At 68.7% G+C, this 18,479-nt stretch carries 13 protein-coding genes; all 13 read left to right on the forward strand.

The window, feature by feature from the left end:
* Nucleotides 1-618: 618 nt before the first annotated feature.
* The 13 genes from AB0I82_RS29660 (at nt 619) to AB0I82_RS29720 (ending at nt 18,441) form a co-directional block, all read left to right on the forward strand.
* Nucleotides 619-2,466 (forward strand): phage tail sheath C-terminal domain-containing protein, encoded by a 1,848-nt coding sequence (locus AB0I82_RS29660; RefSeq protein ID WP_363260474.1) that lies wholly within the window; start codon nt 619-621, stop codon nt 2,464-2,466.
* Nucleotides 2,467-2,506: 40 nt separating this feature from the next.
* On the forward strand, nt 2,507-3,031 hold the full coding sequence (locus AB0I82_RS29665; RefSeq protein WP_351601404.1) for a phage tail protein: 525 nt from the start codon (nt 2,507-2,509) through the stop codon (nt 3,029-3,031).
* Between the two features lie 15 nt (nt 3,032-3,046).
* The gene (locus tag AB0I82_RS29670; protein WP_363260475.1) at nt 3,047-3,802 is read left to right on the forward strand and encodes a hypothetical protein; all 756 of its coding nucleotides are present in this window, start codon (nt 3,047-3,049) and stop codon (nt 3,800-3,802) included.
* On the forward strand, nt 3,795-4,529 hold the full coding sequence (locus AB0I82_RS29675; RefSeq protein WP_363260476.1) for a hypothetical protein: 735 nt from the start codon (nt 3,795-3,797) through the stop codon (nt 4,527-4,529). The genes AB0I82_RS29670 and AB0I82_RS29675 overlap by 8 nt, the downstream gene beginning before the upstream one ends.
* A 73-nt stretch (nt 4,530-4,602) precedes the next feature.
* Nucleotides 4,603-5,520: a DUF4255 domain-containing protein gene (locus tag AB0I82_RS29680; protein WP_363260477.1), complete on the forward strand. Its 918-nt coding sequence runs from the start codon at nt 4,603-4,605 to the stop codon at nt 5,518-5,520.
* A gap of 33 nt (nt 5,521-5,553) precedes the next feature.
* Nucleotides 5,554-7,620, forward strand: a complete 2,067-nt coding sequence (locus tag AB0I82_RS29685) for an ATP-binding protein (RefSeq protein WP_363260708.1) — start codon at nt 5,554-5,556, stop codon at nt 7,618-7,620.
* Nucleotides 7,611-7,907, forward strand: coding sequence for a hypothetical protein (locus tag AB0I82_RS29690; RefSeq protein WP_363260478.1), 297 nt, complete (start codon nt 7,611-7,613; stop codon nt 7,905-7,907). Before AB0I82_RS29685 ends, AB0I82_RS29690 begins: the two co-directional genes overlap by 10 nt.
* Entirely contained in the window at nt 7,904-15,076 is a 7,173-nt protein-coding gene (locus AB0I82_RS29695; RefSeq protein ID WP_363260479.1) for a DUF4157 domain-containing protein, read from the forward strand. The genes AB0I82_RS29690 and AB0I82_RS29695 overlap by 4 nt, the downstream gene beginning before the upstream one ends.
* A 27-nt stretch (nt 15,077-15,103) precedes the next feature.
* Entirely contained in the window at nt 15,104-15,697 is a 594-nt protein-coding gene (locus AB0I82_RS29700; RefSeq protein ID WP_363260480.1) for a hypothetical protein, read from the forward strand.
* Nucleotides 15,694-16,359, forward strand: coding sequence for a hypothetical protein (locus AB0I82_RS29705; RefSeq protein ID WP_127152643.1), 666 nt, complete (start codon nt 15,694-15,696; stop codon nt 16,357-16,359). The genes AB0I82_RS29700 and AB0I82_RS29705 overlap by 4 nt, the downstream gene beginning before the upstream one ends.
* A complete protein-coding gene (locus AB0I82_RS29710; RefSeq protein WP_363260709.1) occupies nt 16,356-16,742 on the forward strand; it encodes a hypothetical protein in 387 nt (128 codons plus the stop codon). The genes AB0I82_RS29705 and AB0I82_RS29710 overlap by 4 nt, the downstream gene beginning before the upstream one ends.
* A complete protein-coding gene (locus AB0I82_RS29715) occupies nt 16,735-17,877 on the forward strand; it encodes a hypothetical protein (protein ID WP_363260482.1) in 1,143 nt (380 codons plus the stop codon). Before AB0I82_RS29710 ends, AB0I82_RS29715 begins: the two co-directional genes overlap by 8 nt.
* 36 nt (nt 17,878-17,913) lie before the next feature.
* Nucleotides 17,914-18,441, forward strand: a complete 528-nt coding sequence (locus tag AB0I82_RS29720; RefSeq protein ID WP_363260483.1) for a phage baseplate assembly protein V — start codon at nt 17,914-17,916, stop codon at nt 18,439-18,441.
* Nucleotides 18,442-18,479: the final 38 nt, after the last annotated feature.

Consider the following 18,479-nt stretch of genomic DNA (forward strand, 5'->3'; position numbering starts at 1 on the left):
ACAACGCAGTCACAGCAAGGGCGTACATCGTCAGCCGGTACGCGGCATGTCCGTCTCGCAGGTTATCCCCGCTGCACCGGCCCTCCTAAATCGCAGATCACACTGCGGCGGTGATTACCGTCACAGATCACGCGGACGGAGGCGCGCGTCACACCGGCCGGCCGGACTCGGCCGAATCTCGCCGGTGGCCCGCACCACCTCCTCACACGGAGTACACCCCTCCGCTGCCGTACCTCCCCGCGCGGCGCGCAACCGGCGCCCGGTATGCACCGGGGCGACCCGCTCACGGGCGGTACGGCCCGGACACCCACCGCAGCCGTCCGCTTACCGTCCCGTTCCGGCCCACACAACTCCTTCGCAAAAGCTGACCGGAACGCGTTCTTGACCCTCCAACTCACAGCGCTGGAGACTGCGTTGTGCACTTACGCATCAGGAGTCACAGGGCGGCGTCACAAGCGGCGGCCTGGTCCCGGAAGACCGAAACTCGCCGGGGCGGACGGGGGAGACTGATGAGCAGTGCGCGGCCGCGTAGGGGCGCGGTGGCGTCGGCTTGGCCACCTCCTCCCCACCTCCCTCTTGGTGCCCTCTTACTCGGTGCCTGAAGGGATTGGAGGGGGAATGCCGACAAACGCGACCTATCCCGGCGTCTACGTCGAAGAGCTTCCCAGCAGCGTCCGTACCATCGCCACCGTCACCACCTCGGTGACCGCCTTCGTGGGACACACTCGCCGGGGTCCGCTCAACCACCCGGTGCGCGTCACGAGCTTCGCCGACTTCGAGCGCCGCTTCGGCGGGCTGACCTCGAAGAGCCCGCTGAGCTACGCGGTACACCAGTTCTTCGGCAACGGCGGCACCGTCGCCGTGATCGTCCGGGCCGTCAAGGCAGGCACCGGCGAAGAGGCATGCGTCACCCTGGAGTCCACCGAAGGGCACAGCGAGTGCCCGGTGCTGGAGGTGCACGCCAAGGAGCCCGGCATCTGGGGCGACGGCCTGCGCGTGGCCGTCGACCACGACACCACCGACTGCGAGGCCACGTTCAACCTCCAGGTCCTCGACGCCAAGGGCACCGCGCGCGAGTCCTACGGCAACCTGTCCATGGACCCCGAGAGCGGCCGGTACGCCGAGACCGTGATCAACGCCGGCTCGCAGCTGATCCGCGTCAAGGTCCTCGACGAGGGGCGCCCCGACCCCTCCGGCACGGTCTCCAAGCCGTTCGCGCACGAGCTGCCCGACCTGGCCGTGGACCTCACCGTGAAGATCGGCGAGGTGGAGCGCGAGTTCACGCTCTACGACCCGGACCAGGACGGCGAGGCCCCCTGCACCGTCACCGAGCTCGCCCTCCTCCTGGAGCGCAAGCTGCGCGCGCTGCCGGACGCCCCGGGCAAGCACGCCTTCGCGGGCGCCCAGGTCACCGCCTTCGGCCGCCGTCTCCAGGTGGTCGCCGGGTCGGCCGACCCCGAGGACGTGGTGCGGTTCGTCGGCGAGTGCGCCAACGACCTGGGCCTGGAGGCCTCGGTCAACCCGCCGGTCTTCCCGCTCTCCGGCGGCGTGGACGGCGACGCGCCGGGACCGCGCGACATCATCGGCAGCGAGGCCCGCAAGACCGGCCTGCAGGCGCTGCGCGACGTCGACGACGTGAACCTGCTGTCGCTGCCGGAGCTCTCCGCGTACGAGAACACCGAGGACATGGTCACGGTGCTCTCCGCCGCCGAGCGGCTCTGCCAGGAGCGGCGCATCTTCCACCTCGTGGACGCGCCCTCCACCTGGGTCTCCGTGGACTCCGCGCGGGCCGGCATCGGCGCCCTGGACTCGGTCCGCGGCAACCACTCCGGCCTGTACTTCCCGCACCTCCAGCTCACCGACCCGCTCACCGGCCGGCTGCGCAGCTTCCCGCCGTCCGGCGCCATCGCGGGTGTGATCGCCCGTACCGACGGCGAGCGCGGCGTATGGAAGGCACCGGCGGGCACCGAGGCGCGCCTGGCGGGCGTGCACTCCCTCTCGGTCAAGCTCACCGACCGGGAGAACGGCCTGCTCAACCCGCTGGGCATCAACTGCCTGCGGACCTTCCCGATGGTCGGCCCGGTGGTCTGGGGCGCCCGCACGCTGCAGGGCGCGGACGCGCTGGACAGCGAGTGGAAGTACGTACCGGTCCGCCGCCTCGCGCTGCACGTCGAGGAGTCCCTGCTGCGCGGCCTGCAGTGGGTGGTCTTCGAGCCCAACAACGAGCAGCTGTGGCAGCAGATCCGGCTCAACGCCTCGTCGTACCTGCACGGCCTGTTCCAGCAGGGCGCGTTCAAGGGCGGCACGCCGCGCGAGGCGTACTTCGTCAAGTGCGACAAGGACACCACGACCGCCGAGGACATCGACAACGGCATCGTCAACGTCGTCGTCGGCATCGCGCCGGTCAAGCCCGCGGAGTTCGTGATCGTCAAGATCCAGCAGATGGCCGGGCAGTTCGAGCTCTAGGCCCTGAGGAATCAAGGAACGAAGGAACCGAAGGAATCCGATGGCTGAGTTCACAATCAACGCCCATCGCTTCGACCCGTACAAGAACTTCAAGTTCCTGGTCCTCTGGGACGGTCGTACGGTCGCGGGCATCAGCAAGATCTCTCCGCTCAAGCGCACCACCGAGGTGGTCAAGCACCGCCACGGCGGCGACCCGAGCTCCCCGCGCAAGTCGCCGGGCCGCTCGGAGTTCGAGGGCATCACCCTGGAACGCGGCGTCACCCACGACCCGGAGTTCGACCGCTGGGCCAACAAGGTCTGGCAGGTCGGCGCGGGGCTGGGCTCGGAGGTGTCGCTCGCGGACTTCCGCAAGGACATCGTCATCCAGGTCCTGAACGAGGCCGGCCAGGTCGCCGTCTCGCACAAGATCTACCGGGCCTGGCCGAGCGAGTACCAGGTGCTCGGCGAGCTGGACGCCAACGCCAACGCGGTGGCGATCCAGAGCCTGAAGCTGGAGTGCGAGGGCTGGGAGCGGGACTACGAGGTCGAGGAGCCGCAGGAGCCCTCGTTCACGCACCCCGCCTGACCGACGGAGCAATGAATGGCAGTCACCGGGCCCGCTGAGCTGCTGGCCACCTGGGAGGCCGGGCTGGCCCTCCAGGACAGCGGCCGCGCCCTGCTGCTGCACCGCGCCGCCCGCCCCGAGACCGGCACCGACGCACTGTTGTCGGTGCCGGCCGGGGAACGGGCCGCCGATCTGTTCGCGCTGCGCCGCGCGCTGTTCGGCGAGCGGATGCAGGTCAAGCTGGCGTGCGCGGACCCGGAGTGCGGCGCGGCGATGGAGTTCGAGCTGGACGCGGCCGAGCTGGACGCGGTCCGGCCCGCGCCGCCCGAGGACGGCCTGCGGGTCGCCGAGGACGGCTGGTCGGTGACGTTCCGGCTGCCCTCCGTCGCCGACCTCACCGAGACCGCGGCCGCCGCCACGGACGCGGCGGACGCCCGGCGCCTGCTGGGTGCCCGGTGTGCCGTATCGGCCCGTAAGGACGGACGGGAGGCCGGGCCCGAGGAGGTGGCGCGGCTGCCGGAGGCGGTACTGAAACGGTTCGCCGAGGCGGTCGAGCAGGCCGACCCCGGTGCCGAGGTGACGCTGAACATCGCCTGCCCCGAGTGCGGCGCGGCCACCCCGGCCGAGCTGGACATCGCCGCCTACCTGTGGACCGAACTGGACGCCTGGGCACGCGATGTGCTCCTGGACGTCCACCTGCTCGCCTCCGCCTACGGCTGGAGCGAGCCCGAGATCCTGGCGCTCAGCCCGCTGCGGCGCCGCTACTACCTGGAGCTGTGCGCTGATGTCTGACGACTACTTGGGGCGGCTGGTGGCGCGGTACGCGGTGCCGGGCGCGCCCGGCGGTGGTACGGGGGCGGCCCGGCGCACACTCGTACAGCCGCGCCTGCCCGGCCCCTTCGAGCGCATCGAGTCACTGGGCAGCGCACCCGCGGAGCCGCACGCCCCGGCCACGCGGTACCCGTACGCGCCGCCGGCCACTCCCTCCGAACAGGTCGTCGTCCAGCGCGAGTTCCGGACCACCGAGCGGGAGACGACGGTGCTGCGGCCCGAGACCGCGCGCCCGGACACCGCGGAGCCCGCCGAACGGCCCGCACGGCCGACGGCCCCGCTGCTGCGGCCCGCCGCACGGCCGGAGCCGGGGCCGCGGCCCGCCGCACCCGAGGGGCAGCGCGCGAACGCCCGGCGTACGGGCGGCCGCCCGGAGGATCCGGGGGCGCCTCGTCCGGCGGTCACGCCGGTACGCGCGGACACGGACGCCGCCCCGCGCGCCGTGGCGCCCGCACTGCGCCCCCGTACGGAGGTGCCCGCGGCCCGCGACACGGCACGCGCCGCGGCCGCCGGGCGACGCGGGCAGCGGCCGGCCGAGCGCGTCGTCCACGTACAGATCGGGCGGCTGGAGGTCAGCGCGGCCGGTCCGGACCGGCCGGCGCCGGGCGGTCGTACGGCGCGTGGTGACCGCCGCGGCCCCGCGCTGAGCCTCGCGGACTACCTGGCACGCGGGGAGAGGACGAGCTGACGGCCATGCCCACGACGCCCACACGTCCTTCAGGGACGCCACGAACTTCACGGACCTCACGGGGATTGGATTCATGAGCAACGCACTCGCCGTCGCGACGGTCACTCAGGCCCTTGCGCTGCTGATCGAACACAATCTGCACCCCGAGATCGACATGGCCGTCTCGGTGGAGACCCGCAAGCCGCCGGCCGACCCGCCGACGGACCCGACGATCACCGTCTTCTGCTACCAGGTCACGCACAACCCCTCCATGCGCAACAACGACCTGGTCACCCGCGCCCCCGACGGCACGCTGCTGAAGCGGTCCGCGGCGGCGCTGGACCTGCACTACGTGATCAGCGCGTACGGCGAGGAGACGGAGCTGGTCGGCCAGCGCCTGATCGGCAGCGTCGTGCGCACGCTGCACGAAATCCCGGTACTCCCGAAGGAGTTGATCGAGGAGGCGGTGCAGCGGCCGTACCTGGAGGGCAGCGACCTGGCGGAGGCCCTGCAGAAGGTCCGCTTCACACCGACCCAGATGGACGTCGACGAGACGTCGAAGCTGTGGGGGATGCTGCACAACACCCCGTACTCCCTCTCGGTGGTGTACCAGGCTTCGCTGGTCCTGCTGGACGGGCATGAGAAGCCGGCAGCGGCGAAGCCGGTCAGGAGACCGGAGGTGCGGGTGCTGCCGTTCGGGGCGGCGGGGGCGCCGGTGCCGCCCAGGGTTCCGGCGCCGAGGGACGCGTCGGGGCCGGCCGGGGGCGCTGCGCCCGTGGAGGCTCGGCCCGAGGCTCCTTCGGGGGCTCGCTCGGCGGCCCCTTCGGAGGCTCGCTCGGAGGCTCCTTCCGAGGCGGTCGAGAAGCCCGCGAAGAAGGCGTCGGCTCCGGCACCGGCCAAGCGGGGCGACGCCAAGTCCGGTACTCCAGCGGCACGTTCACGTCCCCGTACCCGCAAGGCGACCGGCGGCGCCAAGGGCGCCACAGGTACGGACGACGGCAAGGAGAGCTGAGGCAGGGTGCGTGAGACGGGGGCGGAACAGGACATGGGCAGCGACAACGGACCGGGCACGGCGGACGACGGCGCGAACGACGGCGCCGTGCTCGCCGCTGCCGTACGTTCCGTACTGGCGCGCCTGGACGCCCATGCCGCGCGGGCACGTACGAGCCGTACGGACACCTCGCCCGCCGAGGACGCGGCAGACGCAGCGGACGGGGCGGAGAGGGCCGACGGGGCGAACCCGACGGCCGAACCGGCCGGTTCCGCCGTCGCGCCCGTGCCCGCACCGGCCCCCGCCGCCGCGGCAGCGCACTCCCCCGCCGCCCTCGAAGCGCTCGCCACCTGCTTCGGCCTCAGCACCTTCGAACGCGAGGTCGTCCTGCTGGCCGCCGCGGCCGAGCTCGACCCCACCACCGACGCCCGCTGCGCCGCCGCGAGCGGCGACCCCACCCGTACGTACCCGACCTTCTCCCTCGCCCTCGCCGCCCTCGCCGACCCGCACTGGAGCGCCCTCACCCCCGTGGCGCCGCTCCGCCGCTGGCGCCTGATCGAGCTGGACGACGAGACGCGGCTGACGACCACCCGCCTCCGCCTGGACGAGCGCATCCTGCACTTCCTGGTCGGCGCGCCGTACTTGGACGCCAAGCTGCACGGGCTCGTGCGTCGCACCGCCGCGCCCGGCGGCCTGCCGCCCGCGTACGAGACGGCCGCGGGCCGGGTCGCCGCGGGCTGGACGGGCGCGGGGCCGGACGCGCCACTCCGCGTCGAGCTGGTCGGCGGCGACCTCCGCACCCGCGCCGACATCGCCGCCACCGCCGCCCGCCGCTCGGGCCTCGGCCTGTACTCCATGGCCGCCGACGACGTGCCGACCGATGCCGCCGAGCGCGACCGCCTCGCCCGCCTCTGGCAGCGCGAGGCGATCCTGCTGCCCGCGGCCCTGCTGGTGGAGGTCGGCGAGATGGACCGGGACCAGCACGCCGCGGCCGACGCGTTCATCGCGAGCTCCGCCGTGCCGCTCGTGGTCTCCAGCCCGGACCCGCGCCAAACAGGCCACCCGCGAGGCGAACGCGTCACCGTCCCGAAGCTGTCCGACGAGGAGCAACTGGGCCTCTGGGCGGACGCCTTCGCCGACGTACCGGATGTGACAGGCCGTCACCTCCAGTCGCTCGTCGCCCAGTTCCAGCTCCCACCGCACGTCGTACGCTCCGCCGCCGCGACCGTACGCCGCGACCTGCCCCACTCCGACACCCTCGACGCGGCCGAACTCGCCTGGCAGGCCGGTCTCACCGAGGCCCGCATGGGCCTGGACGAACTGGGCCGCCGCATCGAACCGCGCGCCGGCTGGAACGACCTCGTACTCGCCGACCGCCAGCTGCGCATCCTCCAGGAGATCGTCGCGCACGTACGCCAGCGCAGCACGGTCTACCAGGACTGGGGCTTCGCCAAGGCCCTCCGCAGCGGCCTCGGCGTCACAGCCCTCTTCGCGGGCGGCTCCGGCACGGGAAAGACCCTCGCGGCCGAGGTCATGGCCAAGGAACTGGGCCTCGACCTCTTCATCATCGACCTCTCCCAGGTCGTCAGTAAGTACATCGGCGAGACGGAAAAGAACCTCAGCCGAGTCTTCGACGCAGCTGAGCGAGGCGGCGCGCTGCTGCTCTTCGACGAGGCAGACGCCCTCTTCGGCAAGCGCAGCGAAGTCAAAGACAGCCACGACCGCTACGCGAACCTCGAAGTCAGCTACCTCCTCATGCGCATGGAGGCCTACCGCGGCCTGGCGATCCTCACCACCAACATGAAGAAGGCCCTCGACTCCGCCTTCATGCGCCGCATCCGCTTCGTCGTCGATTTCCCCTTCCCGGGCGAGAAGGAGCGCGCCGAAATCTGGCGCCGCGTGCTCCCTTCCCAAGCCCCCATGAAGGACATCGACCCGGCCCTGCTCGCCCAGCTCACGGTCGCGGGCGGCTCCATCCGCAACATCGCCCTCTCGGGCGCCTTCCTCGCCGCGGAGGAGGGCGACCGCGTCCAGATGCGCCACATGCTCGCGGCAGCCCGTACCGAATACCTCAAGCTGGAACGCTCCTTGACGCCGTCGGAGGTCCACGGATGGGTCTGAACGAGCCCGAGCCGCAGCGCTCTTTCCGTATCGACATCGGGGAACTCGTCCTGGACGGCTTCGACGCCCGCGTGGACCCGGACCGCGTCACCGCGTCCTTCGAACGGGAGCTGACCCGACTGGTACGGGACCGGGGCGTTCCCCTGGCCGCCGACGGCACACCCGTACACCTCGACGCCCTCGCGGGCCTGCCGCCCCTCCCCCGTACCACCTCCCCCGCCCGCCTGGGCGAGGCCCTGGCCCGCTCGGTCCACGCGGGCCTGACAGGCCGAGGGGAGGCCCGATGAGCACCTCTCAGTCGTCGCGCGACAGCGCTCAGTCCACCGCCGCCGAAAAGCGCCGCAAGCGCCGCGAACGCAACGCCAAGTCCCGCACCCCCGAACCGAAGAACATCGTCAGCGGCGCCGGCCAGCCCCTCGACCTGAGCGTCCGCCGCGACCTCGAAGAACAACTCGGCCACGACTTCAGCCAGGTCCGCCTCCACACGGACCGCGACTCCGGCCAACTGGCGGAAATGATGGGCGCCGACGCCTTCGCCGTCGGCCAGGACATTTTCTTCCGCGAGGGCACGTACCGCCCGGGCACGGCGGACGGCCAGCGACTGCTGGCGCACGAGCTGCTGCACACGGTCCAGAACCCGCACGGCCTGGGCGCACTGCGGGCGGGCCGAGACCTGGGCTCCGTCAGCCTCCCGCAGGAAACGATCGAACGGGAGGCGGAGTCGGCGGCACAGTCCTCCGTACTGGGGGCGCTGCGGGATTCCGTACGTACGGAGGAAACCCCTGCGACCGAGGTCGAGGAGGGGCAGGCGACACCGGGGTGGCTGCGGTACGCGACGGTGGATGCGGACCGGATGCGGATGGAACAGCTGGACCCTGCGACGCTGGTGGACCGGCTGGCTAACGGGGTCGTCCGGTCGCTGCGGGGCGATCCGGAGGACCGGTCCAAGCGCACCCGTATGCAACTGGCGCGCCTGCCGGAGGAACTGCAGGACACGGTTCTTGAGCGGCTGGAGACCCGGCTGCTCGGCTCGGAACACGACCGGGTGCTCGACCTGGTCGAGGAGATCGAGACACAGGGCGACCTGGGAGCCGACACCGCCGAGTGGGCGGCGCAGGACGCCCCGGCGGTCGAACCCGACATGGCCGACGACCTGCGCATCGAGCGGGACAGCGAGCGACGCACGGCCGAGGAGGAGCGAGCCCGGCAGGAGAAGCCCGCCGTGGCGCCCGGACCCGAAAAGGACCGGGCCGAGGCACCGGCCACGCCCGGCAGTACGCCGCGCAACGGCGGTACGCCGCAGAGCGGGAGCACCCCGCAGGGCGGAGGTGCGCCGCGCGGCGAACAGGAGTCCGAGGCGGGCGCGGGCAAGGAAAGTGCCTCTTCCGCCGGGAAGGAGCAGCCGGGCTCCGCCGGAGGCTCGGCCGCCGAGGAGAAGGCGTCGTCGTCGGGCACGGCGGCCGAGGGCGGCAAGGAAGACGGCCGGCAGAAGCCCGAGAGTGCCCAGGAGGGCAAGAAGGACAGCGAAGGCAAGAAGAACGGCGAGGACAAGAAGAGCGGGGACGAGAAAAAGAGCGCGGAGGACAAGAGGGACGCGGCGGGCAAGGAGGAGTCCGGCCAGCGGGGCGCGGCAGCCGCGAGCAAGGAGGAGTCCGCGGCGAAGAACCGCCCGGAAGCCGCCGAGCAGCACGCGGCGGGCCAGCAGGTGAAGCAGGAGGACAAGGGCGGCAGAAACCAACCCGAGGGCTCCCCCACCGCCCCCGGCAAGGACACCGAACTCCCCGGCAGGACCAGCAGGCTCGACGGCGTACGCAACCAGGACCTCGACGGCCCTGAAGGGGCAACCGACGACGATCCGTTCGGCTCCGGCAGCGCATCGGAGGTGGAGGTCGGCGGCGCCGAGAAGAGCGCCTGGGACATCAAGCTCCAGCCGGAGGACTTCCTGCCCGAGCAGGACCTCGACGTGTCCGGCATACCGACGGCGGAGAACCTCGCCCCGAACGCGCCCGCCACCCAGTCGATGCCCTCCTTCCCCGCTCCGCCGCCGACCAGGGCCGACAAGGTGCAGGCCGAGCGGGACGCGGAGGACGCCGAGGACGAAGCGGCCGAGGCCGAGCCGGAGGAGGCCGAGGCGGAGGCCCCCCTGGAGTCCGAGCCGTCGGTGGAGACCGAGGGCGGCCCCGACGATGCGTTCTCCGGCGACCCGGACGCGGAGCGTCTGGCCGACTCCCGGCCGGGCGCGGGCGCCCCGTCGAAGGACCCGAAGAGCGGGGACGACCCGAAGGTGGGCCCCGTCGCCGCGCAGAAGGCGGTTCAGGAGTCACCGGGCAGGGCGGACGGCGGCGGCGAGGAGAAGGAGTCCGCCGCCAAGGAGGAGAAGGGCGCCAAGGCCGGCGGCGACAAGACCAAGGGTGGGCAGGAGAAGGAGTCCCAGAAGGCGGCGGGCGGCAAATCCGCAGCACCTGAGACGGCCGGCAAGGGCGACGAACCGAAGAAGGACGAGCAGAAGAACGACGGCCAGAAGAAGGCGGAGCCGGCCACCGCGAGCCAGGACAACGGCGATACGGCGGACAAGGGCGAAGACAAGGGGCAGGACAGCAAGTCGCCATCGCCCGCGCGGGACACCCATGTCTCAGGCGGTTCGAACGCGGATACGCCGGGCGGTGCGAGCAGCCAGGCGTCCTCGGGTACGCAGAACGACACGTCGTCGTCGGAGACGGAGAAGACCGGGCAGAACTCACCTTCGGAGGGCGCGAACTCTCAGGGGACCGGGTCTCAGGGGGCGAAGGAGCCATCGCCCAAGGAACCGGCGAAGGGCCCCGCGGCCGCGCCCAAGGACAACCCGCAACCGCCGAAGACACCCAAGGAAGAACCGGGGGCCAAGGACGAACCGGGCGCCAAGTCCGCGGCGCCCAAGGCTGCTCCCGCACCCAAGGCGCCTCGTGGCGGCGGTGGGGGCGGAGGTGGCAAGGGCAGCGCACCTGCCAAGGGGAAGAAGAAGGACTCGGGCCCCGCGCCGAACCTCTCACAGGTGTCCCCTGAGGCGGGCCTGTCCTCGGCCGCCAAGCTCAAGCCCCACAAGGCGCTTGAGGCCATGGGCGGTGTGGGCGGCTCGGTGGACCGCACGGTCGGAGACGAGCACAAGCAGCTCGCCGCGGCACCGCCGAACATGCAGCGCCCGGCAGGCGCGCCCCAGACCCTGGAGGGAAAGCCCAAGGCGGACGCCGCGGCGCAGTACTCCCAGGACCCCGCTCAGAAGTCCGACGCGCCCAAGGACGAGAAGGCCGAGGTCAAGGGCGAGAAGAAGCCCGAAGGGCAGATCGAGGCCGAGAAGGCGGAGGAGCCCGGCGGCTGGGACACCTTCAAGATGGCCCTCGGCTTCGGCGTCGGCTGGGTCGCGGAGAAGCTCGGCTTCAAGGTGGACAAGGAGGAGCTGGCCGCCAAGTTCGCGGGGCTTCCGACGAAGGACGAGGCGCTGAAGCAGGCCCAGGCGGGCAACGCGCCAGGCGTGAACATGCAGGGCGCCGCCGACGACAAGGCCAGTGAGCAAGGCCAGGCTGTCGACACCAAAGGCCAGGAGGCCGTCACGACGGGCCGTGACGACGCCGGGCGCCAGATGGGCGAGAACCAGGTTTACCCCAACGCCCCCAAGGAGGAGCTGAAGGGCAAGGTACCCGGCCGCGAAGGCGGCAAGGGTGGGGTGCGCACGGGCAAGGCGTCGACGGGGGCGGTACCGGCCGAGGCGGCGTCGACCGTGGCGGAGCACGACCGGAAGCCGCAGTTCCAGCAGGCGTTCAGCAAGGGCCAGAAGGAGATGTCCGACGGTCGTCAGACCAAGGACAAGAACTTCCGCCAGTCGCAGGCGAAACACAAGCAGCAGGTCGCCGGCGAGGTGGCCAAGAACACCGCGGAACAGACGGGCGAACGCGCGAAGGCCCAGTCGGAGGTCACGTCGCAGCGCGCCGACTGGCGCACGGAGCAGGACCAGGAGCTCAAGAAGCTCGGCACGAAGAAGACCGAGAAGCACGAGAAGGTCCGCAAGGACGTCAAGGAAAAGGAAAAGAAGACAGACGACGACACAAAGAAGGAGAAGGAGGACAGCGACAAGAAGATCAAGGACAAGGGCGACAAGGCGGAGACCGACGCCAAGCAGAAGACCGACACTGCGGCCAAGGACTCGGGCAACTGGCTCACGAAGGCGTTCGACTGGCTCAAGGAGAAGGTCCTAGAGATCAAGAACGCGATCGTCCGGATCATCCGGGAGGCGCGTGACGCGGTCGTCAACTTCATCAAGAACTTCAAGGAAAACGTCGAGCGCTGGATCAACGAAGCCCGCAAGTGGATCGTTGACACGGTCAAGAACCTGATCAATGACCTGATCGAGTTCGCGAAGAACATGGTCAAGGCGATCATCGACCTTGCCAACCGCATCAGGAAATTCATCACGGACCTGATTGCGGCGGCGATCGCTCTCGTCACGAAACTCGCGGCACTCCTCAAAAAAATAATCACGGACCTGCTCAACCGGATCGCGAAACTTCTCAGCGACATCCTGAACGTCCTGAAAAAGATGCTCATGGACGTCATCAAGGCGGTCGTGGACGCGATCAAGACCGTTCTGGAGTACGCGTCCAAACTCCTCGGTGCACTGGGCGAGTTCATGATGATCGCGATCGACTTCATGGACGACCCCGGCGGCTGGCTGAGCGGAGCAAAGAACTCGGCAGTCGACGGCGCGAAGAATCACCTGTTCCGCGAGGTGCAGGCAGCCGTCAAATCCTGGTTCCAGTCGAAGATCGAGGAGATCATCGGCGTCCCGAAGGCGATCATCCAGAAGCTCATCAAGGGCGGCTTCACTCTCGAGAAGATCGTGAAGGAGACCTGGGACGCGATCGTCCCCATGCTCCCCTTCATCATCGGCGAGATCGTCATCACCAAGGTCGTCGCGAAACTGATCCCCGGCGCGGGCTGGGTCATGGCGGTCATCGACGCCATCCGCACGGCCATCGGCGCCCTCAGCGAGATCCTCCGCGCCATGGGTGCGGTCCTCGACTGGCTGAAGGCGGTACGCCAGGGCGGCGCGGGCGTCCTCTTCGCCAAGGCGGTAGCCGCCGGCATCGTCGCCCTCCTGGAACTCGCCTACGAGGCGCTGCTGAGCGGGATCGGCAAGTACGTCGCAAAGGTCGGCCGCCGCCTGAAGGCAGTGGCGGCAAAGCTCGGCAACGGAGACAAGCCCGGCAAGGGTGGCCCCTCGAAGGCCGGCGCGGGCGACGACAAGGGCGGCAAAAAGGAACAGCCGAAGACCGCTCCCAAGGACGGCCGCGAATCCCCCGCCCTGCCGAAGCCCGGCAAGACCACAGGCCCGGACACCAAGCCCAACACCAAGCCCCACCCCACGTCCGACCCCAACAAGCCGACCACCAAGGCCCCCGACAAGGACAAGCCCAAGACCGGCGGCGACAAGGACACCCCCGGCAGGCCGAAGCACACGGAGCCGGGCAAGCCGAAGCACGACAAGGACGCCACCGGCAAGCCCAAGGCCGGCGACAAGGACGCTCCGACTCGCCCCAAGGACCAGGACACTGCCACCAAGCCCAGGGACACGGACAAGCCTGGCCCCCCGAAGAACGACAAGGACGACACCCGCCCAACCTCCGCCCCGAAGTCCAAGCCGAAGGCGGAGCCTCAGCCGAAGCCGAAGCCCGACCCGGACACCAAGCCGAAACCCAAGGACGACAAGGGCACCCCGAACAAGCCGCAGGACGACAAGGACGGCCCTGACACCACCAAGCCCAAGGACGGCAAGGACACCGACGGCAAACCCAAGGACGGCGACAAGGACACGCCGACCAAGCCCAAGAACCAGGACCCGACAAAGCCCAAGGGCAAGGACGCCCCGGGCAGACCGAAGGACAACGACCGGCCGGACAAACCTGGCCGCAAACCGGACAAGGACGGCCCCGACAAGCCGGGGAGAAAGCCGGGCAAGAAGGGCCCCGACAAGACCGGGCCCAAGCCGGAGAAGAGCGGCCCGGGGCGCCCCAAGTCCAAGCCGGAGAAGGAAAAGCGGAAGAAGGAAGAGGACAAGAAGGACTCCAAGGACGAGCGGCTGCGAAAGATCGTCGCCCGCATCCGCCCCGTACTGCGCCGCACGCTGCGCAAGGGCGTGGGGCGACCCGCCCATCGCACGCTCCTCGCCGGCCTCCGGGCATGGCACCGGTTGACGGCCCTCAACTTGACCGGCGACCGGCGATTCGACGTCACCGCGGTCCTCAACCCCCAGGGCCCGGTCATTGCCGGCGTCGAGCTGGACCGGGACGAGCTCCTCAACTTCATCCGCGAAGAAGCCGCAAGGGTGCAGCAATCGCAGCGTCGGCAGCGCGCCGAGTCCCAGGTCGACACGAGCGACCCGGCGAACGTGTCCTTCGACGGAACCGCGCAGGTCGGCGGAGTTCCCCGCGCACTTCGCGAGAGGGGCCTCGGCAGCGGGCGCATGGGCCGCATCACGGACCGCACGACGGGTGCCAGCGCCAAGGTGCAGCAGGGTTTCAGTCCGCGAAACCAGTACGCCATACAGGTCGACAACGACGAGAGCAACCTCCTGCCCGACGACTACCGCAACATGTTCTCGGGAATGGCAGAAAGTCAACAGCGGACTCTTGCTGCAGACATGCGCAGCGATCTGAGCGGTACAGCAACGGCGGCGACCACCCCGCCCAGCCAGATGATGTTCCTCCGGGCCTTGGCGGCGATTGAGGAGAACCGCTCCAGAAGCGACCTCGTCTACCGCGCATTCGCCTACGACGCCCCGTTGTCGCAACAGCCGGGCCAGGTCACCTCCAGCCAGCGCGAAAACGGCATCACTACACTGCATGACGCCTTCACCAGGCTGCCTCTCGCCCCGAAGGGCGCACAGGCGCAAGCCCGTCAGCTCGATCTCCACTACGTGTTCCAGGCGCTGCACCAGGACGGTCTCCCCCCTGCACAGATCGCCCGAGTAATGACCCAGCTCAGTCGCGAGACCGGCCTCACCTACACCGATATGCAGAAGATGACCGCGCGGACGGGTCGCCCCACCATGAACGCGTTCCTCAAGAATAATCTGAAGATCAGCGAGAACGACCTGAAGGACGTCAAAAGAAAAAAGAACAGAAAGAAGGGGGACACCTCAATATCGGACGAGGACATGCGCGCAGCGCGCGCACAATGGAAGCAATGGGAGGATGAGTACATACAACACACCTGGTCACATGCCGCCCAACTGGAGCACAACAAACCAGGTAGCGTACGCATGTCCGGGCCCGCCAACAAGATAGCCGCACGCGAAGTGGAGTTCCTGGAGAGGTGGGCACGGACCCTGCAACTTGATTACTCCGACCTGCCGACGGCGGAAGAGGGGAAGAAGGCTCTTTTCCAGAGAATTTCTGCCGAGATCAACAGAATCTACGGCCTGTAGCGCAACGAGCAAGAAGGGATGGCTGTCGTGAACGGACGTAGCCATTACAGTCGTCGGCTGGCACTCAAGGACCACGTGACGATGGCTGAGGTGAATCAATACGCCGAGACTCGGGGGTGGGATTCGATCGGAATCATCAACAGGAATCCCGACGAGGGCGTGTTCTACGAGAAGAAGTGGCAGGTCCGAGACGGCCTTTCGTTCCACTACATCGTCGATGACTTCATGGGCGAACGATATGTCATGGCCGTCAGCCAGACGCCGGACGCAGATGAGAAGTTGACGGAGTTGAGCTCCGGTCTGGACACCTGGACCACTGACGAAGCCACCTTCAATTTCGATGCCAGTGTCTACGGGGCCGACAAGGAGAGGGCCGTATCCCTCCTGGGGATCGTCTCCCCCTTGCAGTCGGACCAAGCCATCATCGAACGGGTCTGCAAGGCCGCTCGAAGCAAGTATCCCGGTGTTCGCCAGGCAGCCGTCTGGGCCATGGCGTACAGCAAATGGTCCGAATACCGGGAGGAGTTGACCGCGCTCATCGAACGAGAGGCGGATGAGCAGTTGGTTCAAGATGCAGAAGCCGTGGTATCGACGCTGGGAACGGACGGTGACTCCGCATGACTCGTTACGCCGACATTCCCAAGCCCATTCGCTCCGGGCTCGTCATCGTTGATCCCGAGCGGGGGACGCCGCAGCGGATCATTGTGCTGCAGTTCAATCCCGACACGTTGGAGCGGTCCGTGGCTCCGCAAGCCGCCGGCGGGGAAGGTGGAGGCGGGGGTGGAGACAGTGGTGGGGACCGTAACGAAGCGCTGCGATTGAAGGGGCCGGCGCAGGAGTCGTGGAAGTTTACTGCGGAGATTGATGCCACGGATCAGTTGGATGTGGCTGCGCCGGATGGGATTCATCCTCAGCTTGCTGTGCTGGAGATGTTGGTGCAGCCCACCACGGCGCAGCTTCGAGCTGCCTCCAAGCTCAGTAAGAAGGGGACTATTGAGATTAGTCCTATTGAGATGCCGTTGACGCTCTTTACTTGGGGGAGTAAGCGGGTTATGCCCGTGCGGCTCACCGAGTTGTCGGTGAATGAGTCGGCGTTTGACGTCAACCTTAATCCGATTCGGGCTTCGCTCTCCATCGGGATGAAGATTTTGACGGTGAGTGATTTGCCGGCGGGGCATCGGGGGGCTGAGCTTTATCTGGCTCACCTTGCGCAGAAGGAGCAGTTGGCGCGGCGGGCTCGGGCTGGGAGCTTGGCGCAGCTTGGGCTTGGGGGAGGGATCTGAGCGTGATCGAGCCGTATGAGAGTGCGTTGGATGATGTGCCGGGGGCTCATCCGTATCCCAGGAGTAGCCGGTATCACGATGTGGAGATCGGCGTTCACAGAAACGATGACGGTAGTGAGGTGAAGTTTGCCAAGCGGAGGTTGTTGCCGCCCCTCACACACGACGCCGACGAGACCGTGCCGCATACCGTCAGTGCTGGGGAGCGGGCCGATCAGCTTGGGCAGCGGTATTTCGGGGATTCGGGGCAGTGGTGGCGGATTGCTGATGCCAATCCGGTGCTCGGGCCGCGGGAGTTGACCGATGAGCCGGGTGAGGAGATAGCCGTGCCGTTGCCCGGTGGGTTCCCCGGTGGGATGGGTGGGCCGGGGGTGCGGAATGGCTGATGACCTGCCTGTGGGCGGCGGGCCCATTCATGTGTCGCTGTACATGGGGCCCAAGTTGGCGCGGTTGGTGCCGCAGGAGGTGACGGAGGCGCTGCTGTCCGCGCAGATCACCAGTACGGCGGGTGAGAGGAGCGGGTTCCAGCTTGCTTTCGACCTGACGAAGAAGGGGGCGATTGTTCAGCGGTTGCTGCCTGAGGGGTTTTTTGATCCCAAGACGCGGGTGGTTCTGACCGTTGCGGTCAAGGGGACGCCGGTGGTGCTGCTGGACGGGTTGATCGTGCGGCAGGAGGTGGGGGCCAGTAACCAGCCCGGGCAGACGACCTTGACGGTCACGGGTGAGGATCTGACGCTGCTCATGGATCTGGAGGAGCGGACGGATCGGTATCCGAACCTGGCGCCTTCGCAGCGGGTGGAAAGGATTCTGGCGAAGTACGCGGATTACGGGATTGATGCCCGGATCATTCGCGAGCAGGTTCCGCAGCCGCCGAGGGAGCGGTTGCGCGTCGATTACCAGACGGGGACGGATCTGCAGTATGTGAATGAGTTGGCCAGGGCCAACGGTTACACGTTTTATCTGGATCCTGGGCCTGTGCCCGGGAGGTCGACCGCGTTCTGGGGGCCGGAGCAGAGGCTGGGCCAGCGGCAGCATGCCTTGAACGTGAACATGGATGTGAATTCGACGGTTGATCAGCTGACGTTTGCGTACGACGGGACCGCGAGGGAAGAGCCGCAGGCACGCGTGCAGGATCCTGTGACGCGGCGGGCGCCGTTGCTTGCCCAGCCTGACATCAGTCCGCTGCGGCCGCCGCTCGGGCGGCGCGCCTCGCCCGCCCTCAAACGCAAGACCCTCAGCGGGACGGCCAAGAAGGATGAGGCGTTGGCGAAGGCGGAGGCGTTGGGGCGGGCCGCGACCAGTGCCGATGCTATTTCCGGGTCGGGGCAGTTGGACGTGAATCGGCATGGATATGTGTTGCGGCCGCGGGAGTTGGTGGGCGTGCGGGGCGCGGGGGTCACGTATGACGGGGATTACTACGTGAAGAGCGTGACCCATAACCTCCGGCCGGGGTCCTACCAGCAGAATTTCACGCTTTCGCGGGAGGGGCTCATCGCCCGCAGCAACGTCGTTCGCCCGTAACGCCCACTCGTACCACCCAGGAGAAAGACACCGCAGATGGCTGCTGCATCGAACAATCGCTTCCTCGGCAAGTTCCGGGGCCGGGTGGCGAGCAACAACGATCCGTTGCGGATCGGCCGGATCACGGCGCACGTGCCGGATGTGCTCGGGGACGAGGCGTCGACGTGGGCCATGCCGTGTTTTCCGTTCACGGGGGCGCAGGCGGGGCAGTACGTGATCCCGAGCGAGGGCGCGGGTGTGTGGATCGAGTTCGAGCAGGGCGATCCCAGTTTCCCGGTGTGGACGGGGTGTTGGTACGGCGCCGAGGCCGAGATGCCGGTGGATGCGCAGGCCGGGGCGCGGGCCGGGGCCGAGCCGGTGGTCATCGAGACGCAGGGGCATCACAAGATCGTGCTGTCGGATGTGCCGGAGGAAGGGATTCTGCTGCAGGCGCCGGGCGGTGCGTACGTACGGATCAATGCGGCAGGCGTGCAGATCAACAACGGGGCGGGCGCCTCGATCCTGCTCCAGGGCGATCAGGTCGACATCAACGAGGGCCGGCTGACCGTGCCGAAGAAGCGATGACCCAAAAAGTCACGGCCCAAGAAGCGACGGCCCAAGAA

The organism is Streptomyces sp. NPDC050315, assembly GCF_040655775.1.
Classification (GTDB): domain Bacteria; phylum Actinomycetota; class Actinomycetes; order Streptomycetales; family Streptomycetaceae; genus Streptomyces.